This window comes from Streptomyces eurocidicus (assembly GCF_002891295.1).
In the GTDB taxonomy this organism is placed as follows: Bacteria; Actinomycetota; Actinomycetes; order Streptomycetales; family Streptomycetaceae; genus Streptomyces; species Streptomyces eurocidicus.
Genome location: NZ_LGUI01000001.1, coordinates 537877 through 558275, shown reverse-complemented (window position 1 = coordinate 558275; position 20399 = coordinate 537877). Strand labels below are relative to the sequence as shown.

The window sequence follows — 20399 nt, the reverse complement described above, 5'->3', positions numbered from 1 at the left end:
AGAAGGGTGGCACTCCGTGCCACCCTTCTTGTTTTCATTTCTTGATGGCACCTGATGGCAGTTGACGGTTTTTATCGACGGTGCGTGCTTGCTTGGACGCTCTTTGTCATCCTGGCTTTAAGTGTCGAAGAAGGGGTCGAAGGCGCCTTTGCCGGAGCGTGACTTTCGATCTGACGGCAGACGGGTGGTTGCAGCCCTATGACCGTGGAGTGGACCTCCTCAGGGGCCTTCGATCTGGGTACGCTCCCCGCCGTCAGCCCGTTTGAGCATGCCCTCCCCCACCTGAGTACGGGGGGACCCCAGTGAGGAGTCGAGTCCCGTGCCGGAGACCACAGATCGCCAGAAGTTCGTCTACGACTTCACCGAGGGCAACAAGGACCTCAAGGACCTGCTCGGCGGGAAGGGGGCCAACCTCGCCGAGATGACCAACCTCGGTCTCCCGGTGCCGCCCGGCTTCACGATCACCACCGAGGCGTGCAAGGTCTACCTCGCCAGCGGCAGCGAGCCCACGGCACTCCGTGACGAGGTCACCGCCCACCTCGACGCCCTTGAGGCGCGGATGGGCAAGAAGCTCGGCCAGGCCGACGACCCGCTGCTGGTCTCCGTGCGCTCCGGCGCCAAGTTCTCCATGCCCGGCATGATGGACACCGTCCTGAACATCGGCCTCTCCGACGAGTCCGTCACCGGCCTCGCCGCCCAGGCCGGCGACGAGCGCTTCGCGTGGGACTCCTACCGGCGTCTCATCCAGATGTTCGGCAAGACCGTGCTGGGCGTCGACGGCGAGCTCTTCGAGGACGTGCTCGACGAGGCGAAGCGGGCCAAGGGCGTCACCACCGACGTCGACCTGGACGCCGCCGACCTGCGCGTCCTCGTGGACGAGTTCAAGGGCATCGTCGCCAAGGAGACCGGCCGCGACTTCCCGCAGGAGCCCCGCGAGCAGATGGACCTCGCCATAAGGGCCGTCTTCGACTCCTGGAACGGCGAGCGCGCCAAGCTCTACCGCCGCCAGGAGCGCATCCCGGGCGACCTCGGCACGGCCGTCAACATCTGCTCCATGGTCTTCGGCAACCTCGGCCCTGACTCCGGCACCGGTGTCGCCTTCACCCGCGACCCCGCCAGCGGCCACCAGGGCGTCTACGGCGACTACCTCCAGAACGCCCAGGGCGAGGACGTCGTCGCGGGCATCCGCAACACCGTGCCGCTCGCCGACCTGGAGCGGATCGACAAGGCCGCGTACGACCAGCTGATCTCGATCATGGAGACGCTGGAGACGCACTACCGCGACCTGTGCGACATCGAGTTCACCATCGAGCGCGGCAAGCTCTGGATGCTCCAGACCCGCATCGGCAAGCGCACCGCCGGCGCCGCCTTCCGCATCGCCACCCAGCTGGTGGACCAGGGCCTGATCGACGAGGCCGAGGCGCTCCAGCGCGTCACCGGCGCCCAGCTCGCACAGCTGATGTTCCCGCGCTTCGACGAGAAGGCCAAGACCGAGCTCCTCGGGCGCGGCATCGCCGCCTCGCCGGGCGCCGCCGTCGGCAAGGCCGTCTTCGACTCCTACACCGCCGTGAAGTGGTCGCGCTCGGGCGAGAAGGTCATCCTCATCCGCCGCGAGACCAACCCCGACGACCTCAACGGCATGATCGCCGCCGAGGGCATCCTGACCTCGCGCGGCGGCAAGACCTCGCACGCGGCCGTCGTCGCCCGCGGCATGGGCAAGACCTGTGTCTGCGGCGCCGAGGAGCTGGAGGTCGACACCAAGCGCCGCCGCATGACCGCCCCGGGCGGGGTCGTCATCGAGGAGGGCGACGTCGTCTCCATCGACGGCTCCACCGGCAAGGTGTACCTCGGCGAGGTACCGGTCGTACCGTCCCCGGTCGTCGAGTACTTCGAGGGCCGGATGCACGCGGGCGCCGACGACGCCGACGAGCTCGTCCAGGCCGTGCACCGCGTGATGGCCTACGCCGACCGGATGCGCCGGCTGCGGGTGCGGGCCAACGCCGACAACGCCGAGGACGCCTCCCGGGCCCGCCGCTTCGGCGCCCAGGGCATCGGCCTCTGCCGCACCGAGCACATGTTCCTCGGCGAGCGCCGCGAGATGGTCGAGCGGCTCATCCTCGCCGACACCGACGCCGAGCGCGACGACGCCCTCGGTGCCCTGCTGCCGCTCCAGAAGGCCGACTTCGTCGAGCTCTTCGAGGCCATGGACGGGCTGCCGGTCACCGTGCGGCTGCTCGACCCGCCGCTGCACGAGTTCCTCCCGGACATCACCGAGCTGTCGGTCCGGGTCGCGCTCGCCGAGGCCCGCGAGGACGCCAACGAGAACGACCTGCGCCTCCTCCAGGCCGTGCACAAGCTGCACGAGCAGAACCCGATGCTGGGTCTGCGCGGTGTCCGCCTCGGCCTGGTCATCCCCGGTCTGTTCGCCATGCAGGTACGGGCCATCGCCGAGGCCGCGGCCGAGCGGAAGAACGCCAAGGGCGACCCGCGCGCCGAGATCATGATCCCGCTGGTGGGCACGGTCCAGGAGCTGGAGATCGTCCGCGAGGAGGCCGACCAGGTCATCGCCGAGGTCGAGGCCGCCACCGGCACCAGCCTCAAGCTGACCATCGGCACCATGATCGAGCTGCCGCGCGCCGCGCTGACGGCTGGCCAGATCGCGGAGGCCGCCCAGTTCTTCTCCTTCGGCACCAACGACCTCACCCAGACCGTGTGGGGCTTCTCCCGCGACGACGTCGAGGCGAGCTTCTTCACCGCGTACCTGGAGAAGGGCATCTTCGGCGTCAGCCCCTTCGAGACCATCGACCGGGACGGTGTGGGCTCGCTCGTCCGCTCGGCCGTCCAGGCCGGCCGGGCCACCCGCCCCGACCTCAAGCTCGGCGTCTGCGGCGAGCACGGCGGCGACCCGGAGTCGGTGCACTTCTTCCACGAGGTGGGCCTGGACTACGTGTCCTGCTCGCCGTTCCGCATCCCGGTCGCCCGCCTGGAGGCGGGGCGCGCTGCCGCGCTGGGCGGGGGTAGTGACAGCCGGTAGTCCGACCGGGTGACGCGGGCGGTCTGCCGTGCGGGTCGCCTGCCGCGTAGGCCGTTTGCGGGTCGCCTGCCGCCTGCGGCGGGAGCTCCCTCCGGTCGCGTCCTCAATCGCCGGACGGGCTGGATGTGCTGCGGGCCGGAGACCACCTGCGGGTGCGCTCCGGCCCGTCCGGCATTACCGGTGTCAGGGACGCGGGGCCGTCCCGTCCGGCTCACGAGGGCCGCGTGCCACGCCTCGTCAGGGGGCCGTGGGGCGAGGGCCCGCACGTGAGAACCGTGCATCGGCCCCCTCAGGGGCGCGGGGAACTGCGCGACCAGCCCCCACCGGCCCGCAGGTGAAGGAGTCGGGTCAAGGCCGGAGGCCGAGGGGTGGCCAGCCCTACCGGGCCGCAGGTGAAGGAGTCGGGCGAGGGCCGGAGGCCAAGGGGTGATCAGGCCCCGCCGGCCCGCAGGTGAAGGGGCCGGAGTCCCGGGGTAACCCGTGTGTAACGCGGCACCGCACCCGGCCAACCCCCGCCGGACGGCGAAGGGGCGGCGCCCGTGCGGGAGCGCCGCCCCTCTTTACTCCCCCACCGGGAGTTGTTGCCGCCCGCATCGGCTCGGGCGGCAACTCGCATACTCAGCGGCCGCTTTTTCGCCCGCCACCCCCCACGGGAACGAGCGGAGGCGGCCCTGAGTGCGTGAATAGCATTTCGCTTCCGACATGTTCCGCGCGAGTCCTTTCAACTGTGGCCAAAAGGGCGTGGTAACAGCTCGTATCGGTGTGCATACTCAGTGAGCGGGGGGTGGTTGCGATGTCTCATGTGGGGGTTTGGTGCTGCGCGTCCATTTCACGGGACTCGATCTGGCCCGGTTGCGCCTGGCCGGAGACCCGGACGCACTCTGGGAATCCGTATTGAGCCTGCACCGACTCCGGGACAAACAAGGCGAGTCGATCTTCGGCGATTGGCGGTCGGAAACCCGGGCTCGGTTGAATGGTGAAACGCGGCTTCTCGCGCCGCTGGTTCCCTCCCGCGGCTATTTTCCGGACTTCCTCACCCCGCCCGAAGGCGTACTCGGACTCGACTCGGGCATGCAGGCGCTGCGCGAGACGCCCCCCGAGCGGGTCCACCAGGAGCTCGGCCGGCTCTCCACGGTCCGCACCCTCCCGGCTTGGATACGATCCATGGCGGAGGGCGACTCCAGGGCCTTCGCCAAGCTGACCGGCGCGCTCCAGGCGTACCACGAGGCGGCCATCGCGCCCTACTGGTCCCACATCCAGGCCCAGATAGAGGCGGACCGCGCGGTGCGCGGCCGGGCCCTCCTCGACGGCGGCGCCGACGCCCTGCTGTCCTCCCTGCCGCCGATGATGCGCTGGCGGGCACCGGTCCTGGAGGCCGACTACCCGGTCGACCGGGACATCCACCTGGGCGGCCGGGGGCTGCTCCTCGTGCCCTCCTTCTTCTGCCGCCGCACCCCCGTCGCCTACGTCAACCCCGAGCTGGCCCCCGTGCTCGTCTACCCCGCCCGGCACATGTCGGAGTGCGCGCCCGCCGAGGTCACCGCGCCCCGCTCGCTGGGCAAGCTGGTGGGCCACACCCGCTCGGCCGTCCTCGGCTCGATCGGCGGCGGCTGCACCACCAGCGAGCTCGCCCGCCGCGTCGGGGTGTCCGCCGCTTCCGCGAGCCAGCACGCCGGGGTGCTCCGGGAGGCCGGCCTGGTGCTGACGCTGCGCAACGGCAGCGCCGTGATGCACACGCTCACCCCCCTGGGCGCGGCGCTGCTGCGCGGCGGGCACCGGCCCAGGGTGCGGTCGGCGGCTCAGTCGTCGATCCCCGAGCGCTCGACGCCCGCCACGATGTAGCGCTGGAGCAGCAGGAACACCAGCAGCAGCGGCACGATCGAGGCGGTCGCCGCCACGAACAGCTCATGGAGGTTGACGGTCTGCGCGGTGGTGAAGGTCGACAGGGCGACCTGTGCCGTCCAGGAGCTCCGGCCCTGGCCGATGACCAGCGGCCACAGGAAGGAGTTCCAGGCGCCGATGAAGACGATCGTGCCGACCGCCGCGAACACCGGCCGGGAGTTGGGCACGACCACCCGCCAGTACGTGCGCCAGTAGCCGAGCCCGTCGACCTGGGCCGCGTCCTCCAGCTCGCGCGGGAAGCCCAGGAAGTACTGGCGGAAGACGAAGCACGCGAAGGCGCTGAACAGCGTCGGCACGATCAGCCCGCGCAGGGTCGACACCCAGCCCAGCGAGGAGACGAGCACGAAGGACGGCACGAAGGTGACGGCCGCCGGGACCATCAGGGTGCCCAGGACGGCGTAGAAGACGGCGTTCGCGTGCCGGTAGGGGATGCGGGCCAGGCCGTACCCCGCGAGCGAGGCGAGCAGCAGGGTCCCGGCGGTCGTGGCCACCGCGATCAGCGTGGAGTTCAGCAGCGCGTGCGCCATGGGCACGTCCGGGTCGGCGAACAGCTCGCGCACGTTCGACCAGTGGGGACGGCGCGGGAAGAAGGTCCAGTCGGCGGCGGTGATCTCCGCCTCGGAGGCGAGCCCGTTGCGGACGAGGAGGTAGAAGGGGATCAGGAACAGCGCGCCCAGCGCGATCAGCAGCACCAGCCGCAGCGCCCGCCCGGCCCTGACGAGGGCGTCGTCGGTCGTCCGCGCCGGTGTGTTCCTCGCACGCATCCTCACTCCTCCTTGCGGCCGAGGCCCGACCAGCGGGCCTGTACGACGGTGACCACGGCGATGATCAGCGCCAGGATCACGGCGCCCGCGCTGCCCAGGCCCAGGTCCTGCCCCTGCCCGAGCGCGGTGTAGTAGAGGTAGACCAGCGGCGGCCGGGCGTAGGGCGGATAGCCGCGGGTGTCCGAGAGCAGGTTGTAGAACTCGTCGAACGCCTGGAAGGCGCCGATCACCAGCAGCAGCACCACGGCGACCGAGGTGGCCCGCAGGGCGGGGAAGGTGATGTGCCGGAACGTCTGCCAGCCGGGCCGGGCGCCGTCGAGCGCGGCCGCCTCGTACAGCCGGACCGGGACGCGCTGGAGCCCGGCGAGGAACAGCACCATGTAGAAACCGGCCTGGAGCCACAGCCGCACGGTGCCGATGACGAGCCAGTACCAGGGCGGATCGGTCGACGCCAGCCAGGCGACCGGCTCGGCGCCGAACCAGCCGAGCACGGTATTGGCCAGTCCGAAGCGCACCCCGTTGAAGACGGACAGTTTCCAGACCATCGCGGCGACGACGTACGAGCAGGCGGCCGGCAGGAAGAACACGGACCGGAAGAACGCCTGGGCGAAGCGCAGCCTGTTCACGGCCAGGGCCAGGCCGAGGGAGAGGGTGTAGGTCGCGGGCACGATGAAGGCGGTGAAGACCGCGAAGGTGACCAGGGAGGAGCGGAAGGCCGGATCGCCCAGCATCGCCGTGTAGTTGCCGAGTCCGACGAAGTCGGTGGGGGAGACGGTGTTGTGGGCGTCGAAGAGGCTGAGGTACACACTCCAGGCCAGCGGTACGTACGTGAACAGGGCGAGGCCCGCTACGAACGGGCCGACGAAGGTCCAGAACCAGAGGGTACGGTTCCGTTGCCGGACCGGGCGCCCGCGCTGCCTCCCGCGCGCCTTCCCGGGCGCGCTCATGCCCGCTTCCGGACCCGGCGCAGCTCGGCACCGGCCTTGCGGACGACCGCCCGCAGCTCGGCGGCGGGGTCGGCGCCGCCCTTGATGACGCGGTTGAGGGCGTCCTGATAGGCGGTCTGGCTCGGCGGCGTCCACAGCAGGGGCTGGGCGGGGCTGCCGTGCTTCTCGGCGAACCGCACCACCTCCGCCGCGGGGCCCTCCTTGAGCCGGTCCGCCTTGGCCGCGAGGGAGTTCCGGGCGGGGATGTGGAAGCCGTAGGAGAGCGCGAAGTCCTCCTGGAGGTCCGTGCGGTCGATCCACAGCCACTTCACGAACGCCTTGGCCGCGTCGCGGTGCTCGCTGCGGGCGCTGACGGCGGCGGTCCACGCCCCGACCGGGACGGCGGGTCTGCCGGCCGGCCCGTCCGGCGGGAACGGCAGCACCCCGAAGTCGTCGCCGAGCTCCTTGCGGATCCGGGGCAGCGCCCACAGCCCGGACCACTGCATCGCGGTGAGCCCCTGGAGGAAAGCGGAGGGGTCGGCCCAGTCGGTGGGGGCGCCCAGCAGCAGCGACTTGTCGGCGTACAGCCGGTGCAGCTTGCCGAGGGTCCGCGCCGCGGCCGGGTCGTCGAAGCCCACCTCGCCCCCGTCGGTGACGAGGGCGAGGCCGGCGGCGTACAAAGGGGTGCCGTGGAGGGCGCTCGCGCCGCCGTCGTTGCCGAGGAAGAGGCCCTTGACCTTGCCGGTCGAGAGCGCGCGGGCGGCGTCGATCAGCTCGTCCAGGCTGCCTGGCGGCCGCACCCCGGCGTCCTTCAGCATGCTCCTGCGGTAGTAGAGCAGCTGGGTGTCGACGAGCTGGGGGACGCCCCAGACGCGGCCTTCGTGGGTCTTGGGGGCGAGGACGGTCCGGCTGAAGTCGCCCTTGACATCCCCGATCAGGTCGGTGAGGTCGACGACCTGGCCGCCCTGGATCTGGTCCAGCGTCGGCCCGGCGACCTCGAAGACGTCCGGGCCGGAGGAGGACAGCAGCGCGGCCGCGGTCTGCTGGTCGTAGTTGCCCGGCCGCCACTCGATCCGGACGTCCGCTTTCCGGTAGGCGGCGGCGTACCGGATCACCGCCTGCCGGGTGCCCGCCTCCCCGTACTGGTGGTACCACTGCGACAGGCGGGGTCCGTTCGAACCCCCGCTCCCGCGCCCGGTGTTGGAGCCGCACGCGGAGCCGAGGGCGCCGGTGAGTGCGAGGCCGGCCCCGCCGGCCATGAGCTGTCTGCGGCTGATCGGCATGTCGGCACTTCCCCTCGCGTCGGGACCGTACGGACCAACGATCAACGATGCGGGGGGATTACGACAGGGGGCTTACCGCCGTGTGTCCCCTTCCGGGCCGGTGGCGGCGATCCGGCCCGGAAGGGGGGCCGGGGGTCGGCGTCCGGGCGGGACCCCGGTCCCGGCTCCGCGTGGCGGCGACCCCCGGCGTGGAAACCCGGCCGGCCCCGGCTCAGCCGTCACCGTGACCCCCGTACCCGTAGGTGCCCGGCCGGCCCCGAGGCCGTCAGCCGCGGGCGTCGACGCGGAACCGCAGTCGGCAGATCACCGCGTCGGTGTCCCGGCGGACGGCGTGGGCGACGACCGCGCCGCGCTGGTTCTGCAGCATCCGCTGCCACAGCCGGGCGGGTTCGACCTCCGGGATCAGGACCGTGACCCGGTCGTCCGGGTGCCGGTCCCCGAGCGCGCGTACGTACTCCACGATCGGGCGGCCCAGGGCGCGGGTGGGGGCCGGCAGTTCGACGAGCGGGACGCCCGGGTTCCACAGCTCCCAGTCGCGGCGCAGCGACTCGGCGGCCCGCCGGCCCTCGGCGTCGGGCTGGGTGACGGTCACCGCCAGCACCTCGTCGCCCAGCGACACGGCGGAGGTCAGCGCCTTGCTGGTCAGCCGGGACAGCGACGAGACGGGCACGACGACCACGGACCGGCAGCGGTGCGGCGCCTCGGGTACCCGGCCCAGCCCCAGCCGCTCGCCGATCCGCCCGTAGGCGCGGTGGACGGCCTCGAAGGCGGCCACCAGCAGCGGGAGGGCGAGGACGATCAGCCAGGCGCCCTCGGTGAACTTCGTCGCCGTGACGACGACCGCCGAGACGCCCGTGAGGACCGCGCCGAAGCCGTTGAGCAGGGCCCTGCCCCGCCAGCCGGAGGAACGTTCCCGCAGCCAGTGCCGGACCATGCCCGCCTGGCAGATGGTGAAGCCGACGAACACCCCGATCGCGAACAGCGGCACCAGCGTGTTGACGTCGCCGCCGGACAGCACCAGCAGCAGCGCGGAGACGGCGGCGAGGGCGAGCACCCCGTGCCGGTGCACCTGGCGCTCGGCCTTGAGGCCGAAGACGTGCGGCAGGTAGTTGTCCCGGGCCAGCAGGCCCATCAGGACCGGCAGCCCGCCGAAGGAGGTGTTGGCGGCCAGCGCCAGCAGCACGACGGTCGCGAACTGCACCACGTAGAAGGCCGCGTTGTGGCCGAGTGACGCGTCCGCGAGCTGGGCCAGCACGGTGACGCCCTCGACGGGCTGGAGGTGGAAGCGGCCGATGAGCACCGAGAGGCCGACGAGCATCACACCGAGCAGCGCGCCGAGCGCGACCTCCGTGCGCTGGGCCCGCCGGGGGGCCGGGGCGCGGAACGACGGCACCGCGTTGGCCACCGCCTCGACGCCGGTCAGCGCGGAGCAGCCGGCCGCGAACGCCTTGAGCAGCAGCAGGGCGCCGACGGTCGTGGCGTTGCCGGAGAGCGCCGAGGCGTGGCCCGCCGCCGCCTCCGTGCCGGCCGGGGCGTCCCGGAACAGCCCCACCACGATCATGACCAGGATCGACCCGACGAAGACGGCGGTCGGCACGAGGAACGCCTTCGCCGACTCCACGATGCCCCGCAGGTTCACCGCGGTGACCAGGGCCAGCACGCCCAGGCAGATCCACAGCCGGTCGTCGTAGAGGGAGGGCACGGCGGAGGTGAGGGCGGCGACGCCGGCCGTCACCGACACCGCCACGTTCAGCACGTAGTCCAGCACCAGCGACGCCGCCGTCACCAGGCCGGTGCGCCGGCCCAGGTGCCGCCGCGCGACCGCGTAGCTGCCGCCGCCGTCCGGGAAGGCCGCGATGACCTGCCGGTACGAGGCGACGAGCACGGCCAGCAGCGCCGCGATGGCGAGCGTGACCGGAAGGGTGAAACCGAGGCCGTGCGCGCCCGCCGCCGCCAGCACCAGCACGATGGCCTCGGGCCCGTAGGCCACGGACGCCATGGCGTCCAGCGACAGGGCGGCCAGGCCCTGGGTCGCGGTCAGCCGGTGCTTGTCGTCGGAGGGGCGCCCGGCCCCGGTATCGGGCGGTTCCTCGCCGGACCCGGCGGGCAGCGCGGGCCGGTCGTCCGTCTTGGCCGGCGTGGACATGTGGGGGTACCTCCTGGGCGATGGGCCGCGCTCCGTGCGGCCCGAGGTGCTCAGGTTGCGCCCGCCCGCGCGGCGGGGCGTCCGGCCTTTGCGCCGCCTTGGCGCGATTTGGCGGGATCTTCACGCGTTCTTGACGCCGAAGGATGTGCTTCGCGTCAGAGCGCCGTCAGAGTTGGGCGCTGTGGCGTCAGATCGGCATCAACATCCGGCGCGCGGCCGCCGTCGCGGTCCTAGCGTCCGGGCCATGGGACGGCGACAGCATCTGCGGGTGCGGACACACGGGCGGACGGCGCACGGGCGGCCGGGCGCGCCGCCGACGGCCGGCCGGGTGCTCGCCCGGAACCGGGAATGGCGCGGCGAGGCACGGGCCGCCTGGCTGTGCGGGCTGGGCCTGGCCGGCGTGCTGGTCTCCATCGACCTGGCGCGGGGCGCCCTCGACGGCTGGCGCGGCGGCTGCTGGGCCTGCCTCGGCGCGCTCTTCCTCGCCGTGCTGCTGCCGCAGCGGGTCACCGCGGGCGACGGCTGGCTGGCCACCAAGGGGCTGCTGCGCGAGCGGCGCGTACGCACCGACCTGCTCACCCAGGTCCGGCGGTCGGACGGGATCACCCCCCGGCTGGTCCTGCGCGACGTGGGCGGCGGCCGGGTGGAACTGGACCCTCAGGTGCTGATCGCGAACCCGCTGCTCTGGCACCAGCTCGACGCGGGGGCGCGGTGCGCCCGGCGGAGCGGGCTGCTGCGCGAGGGGGCGCCGGTGCTGCTGGCGGTGGGGGAGCGGGTGGACGGGGACGGTGCGCGCGAGCTGCTGGAGAGGGCGGGGCTGGGGTAGGGCGGGTCTGTCCCCTGCCCGACCCTTCTGCCCGACCCTGCCCGCTTCCGGGGCTCCGCCCCGGACCCCGGTCCTCAAGCGCCGGACGGGCTGGAATGTGGTTGCCCGTGTCAGAGGTAACCGACCCCCGTCAGCCGTTCCGACACCGCCCACAGGCCCGCGCTCGCGCGGTCGTCGAGGGTCCACTTCGCCCGCCACGACCGCGCCGGCGCCCCGCGCCACATCAGCAGCCGGGGGCCGAAGAAGTCGTCCGGGCGGACGTCCGGGGCCGTGGCCGCGTGGAGGACCGGCAGCGCCCCCTCCGCCGCGCTCTGCGCGACAGCGCTGTTCAGCAGCTCCACCCCGCGCTCCGCCAGGGCCCGTTCCTCCATGCGGACGCCCGCGGTCTGGAGGTTCGTCGAGGCGTAGCCGGGGTGCGCGGCGGCGGCCACGACCGGCGAGCCCGCCGCGCCGAGCCGGCGCGCCAGCTCATGCGTGAAGAGCAGATTCGCGCTCTTGGAACGCCCGTAGGCGATCCACCGGCGGTAGCGGTGCTCCATATGGAGGTCGCGCGGGTCGACGGTGCCGAGGACGTGCAGCCCGCTGGACAGGGTGACGATCCTGGCCCCGGGGCCGGCCTCCCGCAGGCGCGGCAGCAGCAGCCCGGTCAGCGCGAAGTGCCCCAGGTGGTTGGTGCCGAACTGCATCTCGAAGCCGTCGACCGTCTTGCGCTCCGGCAGCGCCATCACCCCGGCGTTGTTGACGAGCAGGTCCACCCGGTCGTCGGGGAGGTCCTCGGCGAACTCCCGTACGGACGCCAGGTCCGCCAGGTCCAGCGGCGCGAACCGCACCTCCGCGCCCGGCGCCGCCGCCCGGATCCGCTCCTCGGCCGCCTTGCCCCGGGCGGCGTCCCGGCAGGCCAGCACCACCTTCGCGCCGTGCCGGGCGAGCTCCAGGGCCGTGGCGTGGCCGATGCCGCTGTTGGCGCCGGTCACCACGGCCGTGCGGCCGCTCTGGTCGGGGATGTCGTTCGCGGTCCAGCCGTTCACGTCCGCCGCGCTCCTCTGCCGTCGGTACGGGTCGTACGCGTCAGTAGCCTGCGGGCACAGCCTAGGCGAAGGGTGCCGCCCACGGGCCGTGCCACGGGGCCCGTCCCCGCATCGGCCCCGCCGGAGCCGCCCACGCCCCACCGCCCGGCCGCTCCAACCCAGTTGGGAAACCCCGTACGATCCCCCCAGTGGTCCACGACATATCGCTGACGACACTGCTCCTGCTCTGCCTCGCCGCGGCCGCCGCCGGATGGATCGACGCCGTGGTGGGCGGCGGCGGGCTGCTCCAGCTGCCCGCCCTGCTGGTGGCCCTGCCGCACATCCCGGCCGCCCATGTCCTCGGCACCAACAAGGCCGTCGCCATCTGCGGCACGTCCGCGGCGGCCGTCTCCTACGTCCGCGGCGCCCGGCTGGACCTGCGCACCGCCGTCCGGATCGGCCTCGCCGCCCTCGGCGGCTCGCTGGCGGGCGCCTTCTTCGCGGCCGGCATCGACAGCGCCGTGCTGCGCCCGCTGATCATGGGGGTGCTGCTCGCCGTCCTCGCCTTCCTCCTGCTGCGGCCGTCCTTCGGCACGGCCGGGGACACCGCCGCGCCGGTGAGCCGCCGCCGGGTGCTGGTGGCGATCCTCGTGGCGGGGCTGGGCATCGGCTTCTACGACGGGCTCATAGGCCCCGGCACGGGCACGTTCCTGGTCATCGCCCTCGCCGGGATCCTCCACATGGACCTGGTCGCGGCCTCCGGCACCGCCAAGATCGTCAACGTCTGCACCAACGTGGGCGCGCTGGTGACGTTCTCGCTGCACGGCTCCGTCCTCTGGCAGCTGGCGGCGCCCATGGCCCTGTGCAACCTCACCGGCGGCGCGTTCGGCGCGCGGGCGGCCCTCAAACGGGGGAGCGGCTTCGTACGAGGGGTGCTGGTGGTGGTCGTGGTGTCGCTCGTCTGCAAGCTGGGGTACGACCAGTGGGGCGGTTGATCGGGTGACGTCCGTCAGCTGATCGGACCGGTGAGGGTTCGCTCGTGGTGCTTGTGGTTAGCCTGTCGATTACCTTTACCGTTCCGACGTGGTGGGGTTTGACGTGGGTTTTTCCCGGTGGTGGCGGGTCCGGTGGGTCCGGGCCGTGCTCGCGGGGCTGTATGTCGTCACACTGGCCGCCGCGGTGCCGAAGGGCGCCGGCGGGCACGCCCGGGCCGGTAACTGGTCCAGCACGGAGGCCCGGCGCTTCTGGGGGCCGGAGCGGGCGGCGGCCGCCCCCGGGACCGACGGCGCGGGCGGCGGCGCGGCCGCCCCCGAGGCCCAGCGGATCACCGGCAGCGCGCGCCACTTCGACGGGGTGCCCTCGGTCGGCGTCCTCTTCACCGCCGGCGAGGACATGCGGGACCACCACTGCACCGCCAGCGTGGTGCACAGCCCCAAGGGCAATCTGATCGTGACCGCCGGCCACTGCTCCGTCGGCGAGGACGCCGTCTTCGTGCCGGGCTACCGCGCGGGCGCCGACCGGCAGCCGTACGGGGTCTGGCCGGTGGACCGGGCGTTCACCGACCCGCGGCGCTCCGACAGCGGCGAGGGGTCCGACCTGGACTTCGCCTTCGCGACCGTCAAGCCGGACGCCCGTGGCCGCCAGATCGAGCGCGTCACGGGCGCCAACCGGCTGGTCCGTACGCCCGGCTACGTCAACCGGGTCACGGTCATCGGCTATCCGGACGCCGACGACGACCCCGCCGACCAGGCCATCCGCTGCACCGCCCTGACGGAGCGGCTGGAGGACCGGAAGCAGGAGCGGATGACCTGTGAGGGCTTCCTCTCCGGCACCTCCGGCAGCCCCTGGCTCACCCGTTTCGACGAGAAGACGAGAACGGGCGACCTGGTCGGCGTGCTGGGCGGGCTCAACGGCGGCGGCCCCGACGGGGACGAGGGCTCACGGATCTCGTACAGCCCGGTCAACGACGACGCGATCTTCCGGCTCTACCTCGACGCTGTCAACGGCCGTGAGCCGCGCCGCGACTGACCGCCTGCCGGCGCGGACCGCACCCACCACCGCCGGGCCCGTGCTCCGGGTGGGGGAGTTCCCCGTGCCGCGTCCCTGCCGACACGTCCGCCATGGTCGCCGCCGGAGGCCACCCTGTCCGGCCGGGCGGTGAGACCGATGCCGGGCGGACCGTGGTGCGAGGCCGCGCACCCGGGCCGACCGGGTGTCCGGGCCCCCGGGATCGTGGGGGGCGCCCGCATCACCTCCGGGAGTGCCCCCCCCGGGGCGCGCCCCGGGCGGTGGAAAACGTAGCTCCGCTCACCCGGAAGCCGTACGGGTCACCCATCGCCCCGGCCGCCGCCGTCCGCGCCCGGTCAGCGCCCGCGCCCCGCGTCCTGGAGCGCCCGCTCCACCCCCGGCTCGTGCGGGCCCAGGAAGCGCGGCCCGGGCCGGACCAGGGCGTCCAGCGCCGCCTTGCCCGAGGCGAAGACCTCCCGCGCGCCACCCGCGTACCAGGTGACGTCGTGCACCGCGTCCACCCCGACGCCGTGCGCGTCGATGCCCGCCGCCCCGCACAGCGCCAGCGCCCGCCGGATGTGGAACCCCTGGCTGACCAGCACCGCCTTCCGCACCCCGAAGACCCGCGCGGCCCGGGTGCAGGAGTCCCAGGTGTCGAAGCCCGCGAAGTCGCTGACGACGCGGTCGTCCGGCACCCCCCGCTCCGTCAGATACGCGCGCATCGCGTCCGGCTCGTCGTACTCCGCACGGCTGTTGTCGCCCGTGACCAGCACCACCCGGACCTTGCCCGCCTTGTACAGCTCCACCGCCGCGTCCAGCCGGTGCGCCAGATACGGCGACGGCCTGCCCTCCCACAACCCGGCGCCGAACACCATCGCGACCGGCGCCGCGGGCACGCTCCGCAGGTCCCGCACCCGGGGCTCCGCCGCCGCGTACACCCAGGTGACCGGCAGCAGCGCCAGCACACAGCCCGCCACCACCGCCCACACCGCACGCCGCCGGCCCCGCCGCGTTCTCGGCAGACGCCGCCGGACCCGCTCGGCCATGCCACCCATATTCCTCGACCTCCCCGTCGCCCTGGAACAAACGTCGCAGGTCACCGCCCGGTTCCCGGCCCCGGGCGACAACGGCCGGAAAGCCCGCCGCCGCTCCCCACGCCGTCGCTCCTGTCACACCCTGCGGTTACCGTCGGGGTATGAACGGCTCAGCACGGACCGCACCGGAACAGCCCGGCCTCGCCGGATACGACGCCTCGGACCTGGAGCGCTGGGCGCCCGAGCCCGACAAACGCCCCGGGCGCACCGCCTTCCAGCGCGACCGGGCACGCGTCCTGCACTCCGCCGCGCTGCGCCGCCTCGCCGGCAAGACCCAGGTCGTCACCCCCGGCGTCAGCGACCAGGCGTGGGACGCCAGCCCCCGCACCCGGCTGACCCACTCCCTGGAGTGCGCCCAGGTCGGCCGGGAGCTCGGCGCCGCGCTCGGCTGCGACCCCGACCTGGTCGAGGTCGCCTGCCTCGCCCACGACCTCGGCCACCCGCCCTTCGGCCACAACGGCGAGCACGCGCTCGACGAAGTCGCCCGGGCCTGCGGCGGGTTCGAGGGCAACGCCCAGTCCCTCCGCCTCCTCACCCGCCTCGAACCCAAGCGCTTCGTGACCCGCCCCGGTGGCACCGAGCCCGTCAGCGTCGGCCTCAACCTCACCCGGGCCGCCCTCGACGCCGCCACCAAGTACCCCTGGCCGCGCGGCGGGCACCCCACCGACCCGGCCTCCCCGAAGTTCGGTGTCTACGAGGACGACCTCCCCGTCTTCACCTGGTTCCGGGAGGGCGCCCCGGAGGGCCGGCGGAGCTTCGAGGCCCAGGTGATGGACTGGGCCGACGATGTCGCCTATTCCGTGCACGACGTCGAGGACGGCCTGCACGCCGGCCACTTCGACCCGAACTGCCTCCTCGCCGAGCCCGAGCGGCGCGACGTGTTCGCCGTCGCCGCCCGCCGCTACGCCCCCGGCGCCGGCCCCGAGGAGCTCGCCGAGGCCCTCGACCGCCTCCTCGACCAGGAGTGGTGGCCGCACGGCTACGACGGCTCGGCCGTCGCCCAGGCCCGCCTCAAGGACGCCACCAGCCAGCTCATCGGCCGCTTCTGCCTCGCCGCCGAGAACGCCACCCGGGCCGCCTACGGCCCCGGCCGCCTCACCCGCTACCGCGCCGAACTCGTCGTCCCCCGCGCCACCCGCCTGGAGTGCGCCGTCCTCAAGGCCGTCGCCGACCGCTACGTCATCCAGCGCGAGGACCAGGAGAAGCTCCGCGCCGACCAGCGCGTCGTCATCGCCGAGCTCGCCGAGGCCCTCGTCGCCGGCGCCCCCGACGGCCTCGACCCGCAGTTCCGCTCCCTCTTCGCCGCGGCCGACGACGACGCGGGCCGGCTGCGCGCCGTCGTCGACCAGATCGCCGCGCTCACCGATGTCTCCGCCCGTTCGCTGCGAACCCGGCTCACCCGGCGGCGGACCGTGGCAAAAGGGTGACCGAATGTCCACAGAATCCGGGTGGTTCCCCCGCACCATGCGGGTACTGACCGTCCGGGACAGTCCCTCTTCCGGCCGTCGGCTCCGTGCGGGACCCTTCGCACGGGCGGTTCCGACCGGGGGGCGGTAGCGCAGACGCACTGCGTGGCAGCGAGGAGGCAGCAAGTGGTCGACGCACACCAGACGTTCGTCATCGTCGGAGGGGGGCTGGCCGGCGCGAAGGCGGCCGAGACCCTCCGCTCGGAGGGCTTCACCGGCCGGGTGATCCTGATCTGCGACGAACGTGACCACCCCTACGAGCGGCCGCCGCTCTCCAAGGGGTACCTCATCGGCAAGGACGACCGCGAGAGCCTCTTCGTCCACGAGCCGGGCTGGTACGCGCGCGCCGACATCGAGCTCCACCTCGGCCAGCCGGCCGTCCACCTCGACCGCGCGGCCAGGACCGTCCGCCTCGGCGACGGCACCCGCGTCCACTACGACCGGCTGCTGCTCGCCACCGGCTCCGAACCGCGCCGCCTCGACATCCCCGGCACCGGCCTGGCCGGGGTCCACCACCTGCGCCGCCTCTCCCACGCCGAGCGGCTGCGCGGCGTCCTCGCCTCCCTCGGCAGGGACAACGGCCACCTCGTCATCGCCGGCGCCGGCTGGATCGGCCTGGAGGTCGCCGCCGCCGCCCGGGGCTACGGCGCCGAGGTGACCGTCGTGGAGGCCGAGCCCACCCCGCTGCACCCCGTCCTCGGCCCCGAGCTCGGCCAGCTCTTCACCGACCTGCACAGCGAGCACGGCGTCCGCTTCCACTTCGGCGCCCGCCTCACCGAGATCACCGGCCAGGACGGCATGGTCCTGGCCGCCCGCACCGACGACGGCGAGGAGCACCCCGCCCACGACGTCCTCGCCGCCATCGGCGCGGCCCCCCGGACCGCCCTCGCCGAGGCCGCCGGCCTCGCCCTCGTCGACCGCGCCGACGGCGGCGGCATCGCCGTCGACGCCTCCCTGCGCACCTCCGACCCCGACATCTACGCCGCGGGCGACGTCGCCGCCGCCGAGCACCCCTGGCTCGGCACCCGGCTGCGCGTCGAGCACTGGGCCAACGCCCTCAACAGCGGACCCGCCGCCGCCCGCGCCATGCTCGGCCAGGAGGTCTCCTACGACCGGGTCCCGTACTTCTTCTCCGACCAGTACGACGTCGGCCTGGAGTACTCCGGCTGGGCGCCCCCCGGCTCGTACGACCAGGTCGTCTGCCGCGGCGACGTCGGCAAGCGGGAATTCGTCGCCTTCTGGCTCTCCGAGGGCCGCCTCCTCGCCGGCATGAACGTGAATGTGTGGGATGTCACCGACCCCATCCAGAAGCTCATCCGCTCCGGCGCCCGGCCGGACCCCGACGCCCTCGCCGACCCCGGCGTCCCGCTCGACTCCCTGATCACCCCATGAGGGCGATACGCACCGCCCTGGTGCCCGTCGCGGAGGTCTTCGCCCTGCGGCACGCCGTGCTGCGCCCCGGGCACCCGGCGTCCTCGGCGGTCTTCGCCGAGGACGCCGCGCCCGGCACCTTCCACATCGCCGCCTACGCCGCGGCCGACGGCGCGGAGGCGGCGGTGCGGGCCTGCGTCACCTTCGTCCCCGAGCCGGTGCCGGGTACGGGCGAGGCCGCGTACCGCTTCCGCGGCATGGCCGCCGACCCGGCCGTGCGCGGCCTCGGCTACGGCGCGGCCGTCCTGCGGGCGGGCCTCGCCGAGGCCGCCGCCCGCGGCGCCGGCCTGGTGTGGTGCAACGGCCGCACCTCCGCCCGGGGCTTCTACGAGCACCACGGCTTCACCGCCCGTGGCGAGGAGTTCACCGTGGCGGGCATCGGCCCCCACCTCGTCTTCACGATCAAGCTCTCCGGAGGGGGTCCCGGGCGCCCGGCGGCCTGAGGTGTCGGTGCCCGGCCGTAGACTTCACACGTGGCAGGACGGATCAACGATGACGACGTGAAGGCGGTCCGGGACGCGGTCCCGATCGACGCCGTCGTGTCCGAGTACCTCCAGCTGCGCAACGCCGGCGGCGGCAACCTCAAGGGCCTCTGCCCGTTCCACGACGAGAAGTCCCCGTCCTTCCAGGTCAGCCCGGCCAAGGGACTCTTCTACTGCTTCGGCTGCCAGGAGGGCGGGGACACCGTCGACTTCGTCATGAAGATCGACCACCTCTCCTTCGCCGAGACCATCGAGCGCCTCGCCTCCCAGGCCGGCATCACCCTGCGCTACGAGGAGGGCGGGTACACCCCCGGCCGCCAGCAGGGCGAGCGCATCCGCCTGGTCGAGGCCCACAAGCACGCCGCGAAGTTCTATGCGGAGCAGCTCGACAGTCCCGAGGCGGAGATCGGCCGGAAGTTCCTGGCGAGCCGCGGCTTCGACCAGGCCGCCGCCCAGCACTTCGGCGTCGGCTACAGCCCGGCCGGCTGGGACCACCTCACCCGCTTCCTGCGCGGCAAGGGCTTCAGCGACAAGGAGCTGATCCTCTCCGGCCTCGCCCAGGACAGCCGCAACGGCCGGCCCATCGACCGCTTCCGCGGCCGTCTGATGTGGCCCATCCGCGACATCACCGGCGAGGTCATCGGCTTCGGCGCCCGCAAGCTCCGCGACGACGACAACGGCCCGAAGTACCTCAACACCCCCGAGACCCCGCTGTACCGCAAGTCCCAGGTCCTCTACGGCATCGACCTCGCCAAGAAGGACATCGCCAAGACCAGCCGCGCCGTCGTCGTCGAGGGCTACACCGACGTCATGGCCTGCCATCTGGCCGGCGTCACCACCGCCATCGCCACCTGCGGCACCGCGTTCGCGGGCGACCACATCAAGATCCTCCGCCGGCTGCTGATGGACAACTCCGGCGCGAAGGTGATCTTCACCTTCGACGGGGACGCCGCCGGGCAGCGCGCGGCCCTGCGGGCCTTCGAGGACGACCAGAAGTTCGCCGCCAGCACGAAGATCGCCGTCAGCCCCGGCGGGATGGACCCCTGTGAGCTGCGCCTCGCCGAGGGCGACGACGCGGTGCGGCGGCTGGTCGAGGAGAGCACCCCGCTCTTCGAGTTCGCCATCCGCTCCCTGGTCGCCCGGCACGCGGTCGAGGAGCCCGAGGGACAGGCCGCGGCCCTGGAAGAGGCCGCGCCGATCGTGGCGAACATCAAGGACCCCTCCATCCGGCACCAGTACGCCGTACGGCTCGCCGGCCTGCTCGGCATCCTCGACACCCAGTTCGTCGTCATGAGAGTGGGCCAGCTGGCCCGCTGGGCCCGCGAGAGAGGCGACCGCGGCGGCTCCCAGCGCCGGGCCGGGGCACCGGCCCCCGCCCCCGCCACGGGCTCCGCACACCCGCCCGCAGGGGCGCCGCAGGGCGCCCGCGGCCCCGCGCTCAACCTCCGGAGCCCCGCCGCGCTCACCGAGCGTGAGCTGCTCAAGCTGGCCCTCCAGCGACCCGAGCTGGTCGCCCCCGCCTTCGACGCCTACGGCGAGGACGAGTTCACGGCCGCGCCGTACGTTCTGGTGCGCCGCGCCGTCGACGAGGCGGGCGGCGTCACCGGCGCCACCGACGGCTATCTCACGCGCGTCCGCGACGCGGCGCCCGACGACACCGTCCGCAAGCTGGTCACCGAGCTCGCCGTCGAGGCCATCCGCAGCAAGAACGTGGACGAGGTCTACGCCGGCATGCAGCTCGTCCAGGTCCGCCTGCGGGCGGTCGAGCGCCGCATCCGCGAGGTCCAGGGCGGCCTGGTCCGGCTGGGCGGCCAGGCCGCCCCGGACCACCTGGCCGCCGTGCAGAACGAACTCTGGGTGCTGGAGCAGTACGGCCGCGCCCTCAAGGACCGCGGCGCGGCGGCTCTCTGACCCGGCCCCGCGCCGGCCTTTTCCGCGCTGCCGCGCGGTGTCCGCAAACGCCGGACGGGCGGAAATCAGCCCGCCAGGGGGCACCTCCCGGCGCTGAGCGCTCCGCGCGAAGTCCGGTGC

Annotated in this window: 15 protein-coding genes; 9 read left to right on the top strand and 6 right to left on the bottom strand. The window is 73.4% G+C overall.

The window, feature by feature from the left end; translation table 11 throughout:
- The first annotated feature begins 319 nt into the window (after nt 1-319).
- Together ppdK and AF335_RS02455 are read left to right on the top strand one after the other, a co-directional pair.
- The gene (gene ppdK, locus AF335_RS02460) at nt 320-3034 is read left to right on the top strand and encodes a pyruvate, phosphate dikinase (protein WP_102916565.1); all 2715 of its coding nucleotides are present in this window, start codon (nt 320-322) and stop codon (nt 3032-3034) included.
- An 813-nt stretch (nt 3035-3847) separates the two neighbouring features.
- Complete coding sequence (locus AF335_RS02455; protein WP_102916564.1) at nt 3848-4876, top strand: ArsR/SmtB family transcription factor; 1029 nt, start codon at nt 3848-3850, stop codon at nt 4874-4876.
- Here AF335_RS02455 and AF335_RS02450 read toward each other — a convergent pair.
- From AF335_RS02450 to AF335_RS02435, 4 genes are all read right to left on the bottom strand, one after another.
- A complete protein-coding gene (locus AF335_RS02450) occupies nt 4834-5700 on the bottom strand; it encodes a carbohydrate ABC transporter permease (protein ID WP_102916563.1) in 867 nt (288 codons plus the stop codon). The two genes, AF335_RS02455 and AF335_RS02450, sit on opposite strands and share 43 nt — an antisense overlap.
- Nucleotides 5701-5702: 2 nt before the next feature.
- Nucleotides 5703-6647: a carbohydrate ABC transporter permease gene (locus AF335_RS02445; protein WP_102916562.1), complete on the bottom strand. Its 945-nt coding sequence runs from the start codon at nt 6645-6647 to the stop codon at nt 5703-5705.
- A complete protein-coding gene (locus AF335_RS02440) occupies nt 6644-7909 on the bottom strand; it encodes an ABC transporter substrate-binding protein (protein ID WP_102916561.1) in 1266 nt (421 codons plus the stop codon). The genes AF335_RS02445 and AF335_RS02440 overlap by 4 nt, the downstream gene beginning before the upstream one ends.
- A gap of 265 nt (nt 7910-8174) precedes the next feature.
- Entirely contained in the window at nt 8175-10055 is a 1881-nt protein-coding gene (locus AF335_RS02435) for an APC family permease (RefSeq protein WP_102916560.1), read from the bottom strand.
- A 244-nt stretch (nt 10056-10299) separates the two neighbouring features.
- Between AF335_RS02435 and AF335_RS02430 the strand changes: the two genes are divergently transcribed.
- Complete coding sequence (locus tag AF335_RS02430; RefSeq protein WP_228773204.1) at nt 10300-10881, top strand: hypothetical protein; 582 nt, start codon at nt 10300-10302, stop codon at nt 10879-10881.
- Nucleotides 10882-10991: 110 nt separating this feature from the next.
- On the opposite strand, the gene AF335_RS02420 is transcribed toward AF335_RS02430, so the two are convergent.
- On the bottom strand, nt 10992-11909 hold the full coding sequence (locus AF335_RS02420) for an oxidoreductase (protein ID WP_102916559.1): 918 nt from the start codon (nt 11907-11909) through the stop codon (nt 10992-10994).
- Nucleotides 11910-12097: 188 nt separating this feature from the next.
- On the opposite strand from AF335_RS02420, the gene AF335_RS02415 reads away from it, so the two are divergent.
- Both AF335_RS02415 and AF335_RS02410 read left to right on the top strand, forming a co-directional pair.
- Nucleotides 12098-12883, top strand: a complete 786-nt coding sequence (locus AF335_RS02415) for a sulfite exporter TauE/SafE family protein (protein WP_102916558.1) — start codon at nt 12098-12100, stop codon at nt 12881-12883.
- A gap of 88 nt (nt 12884-12971) precedes the next feature.
- Nucleotides 12972-13916, top strand: coding sequence for a trypsin-like serine peptidase (locus tag AF335_RS02410; RefSeq protein WP_244926885.1), 945 nt, complete (start codon nt 12972-12974; stop codon nt 13914-13916).
- A 335-nt stretch (nt 13917-14251) separates the two neighbouring features.
- Here the strand turns inward: AF335_RS02410 and AF335_RS02405 are convergent, their stop codons facing one another.
- On the bottom strand, nt 14252-14941 hold the full coding sequence (locus tag AF335_RS02405; protein WP_102916557.1) for a SanA/YdcF family protein: 690 nt from the start codon (nt 14939-14941) through the stop codon (nt 14252-14254).
- A 149-nt stretch (nt 14942-15090) separates the two neighbouring features.
- Between AF335_RS02405 and AF335_RS02400 the strand changes: the two genes are divergently transcribed.
- The 4 genes from AF335_RS02400 to dnaG all read left to right on the top strand — a co-directional run bounded on the left by AF335_RS02400 (nt 15091) and on the right by dnaG (nt 20279).
- Nucleotides 15091-16416, top strand: a complete 1326-nt coding sequence (locus AF335_RS02400; RefSeq protein WP_102916556.1) for a deoxyguanosinetriphosphate triphosphohydrolase — start codon at nt 15091-15093, stop codon at nt 16414-16416.
- Between the two features lie 165 nt (nt 16417-16581).
- On the top strand, nt 16582-17847 hold the full coding sequence (locus AF335_RS02395) for an NAD(P)/FAD-dependent oxidoreductase (protein WP_102916555.1): 1266 nt from the start codon (nt 16582-16584) through the stop codon (nt 17845-17847).
- Nucleotides 17844-18329, top strand: coding sequence for a GNAT family N-acetyltransferase (locus AF335_RS02390; protein ID WP_102916554.1), 486 nt, complete (start codon nt 17844-17846; stop codon nt 18327-18329). The genes AF335_RS02395 and AF335_RS02390 overlap by 4 nt, the downstream gene beginning before the upstream one ends.
- 30 nt (nt 18330-18359) lie before the next feature.
- Complete coding sequence (gene dnaG, locus AF335_RS02385; protein ID WP_102916553.1) at nt 18360-20279, top strand: DNA primase; 1920 nt, start codon at nt 18360-18362, stop codon at nt 20277-20279.
- The last annotated feature ends 120 nt before the right edge of the window (nt 20280-20399 follow it).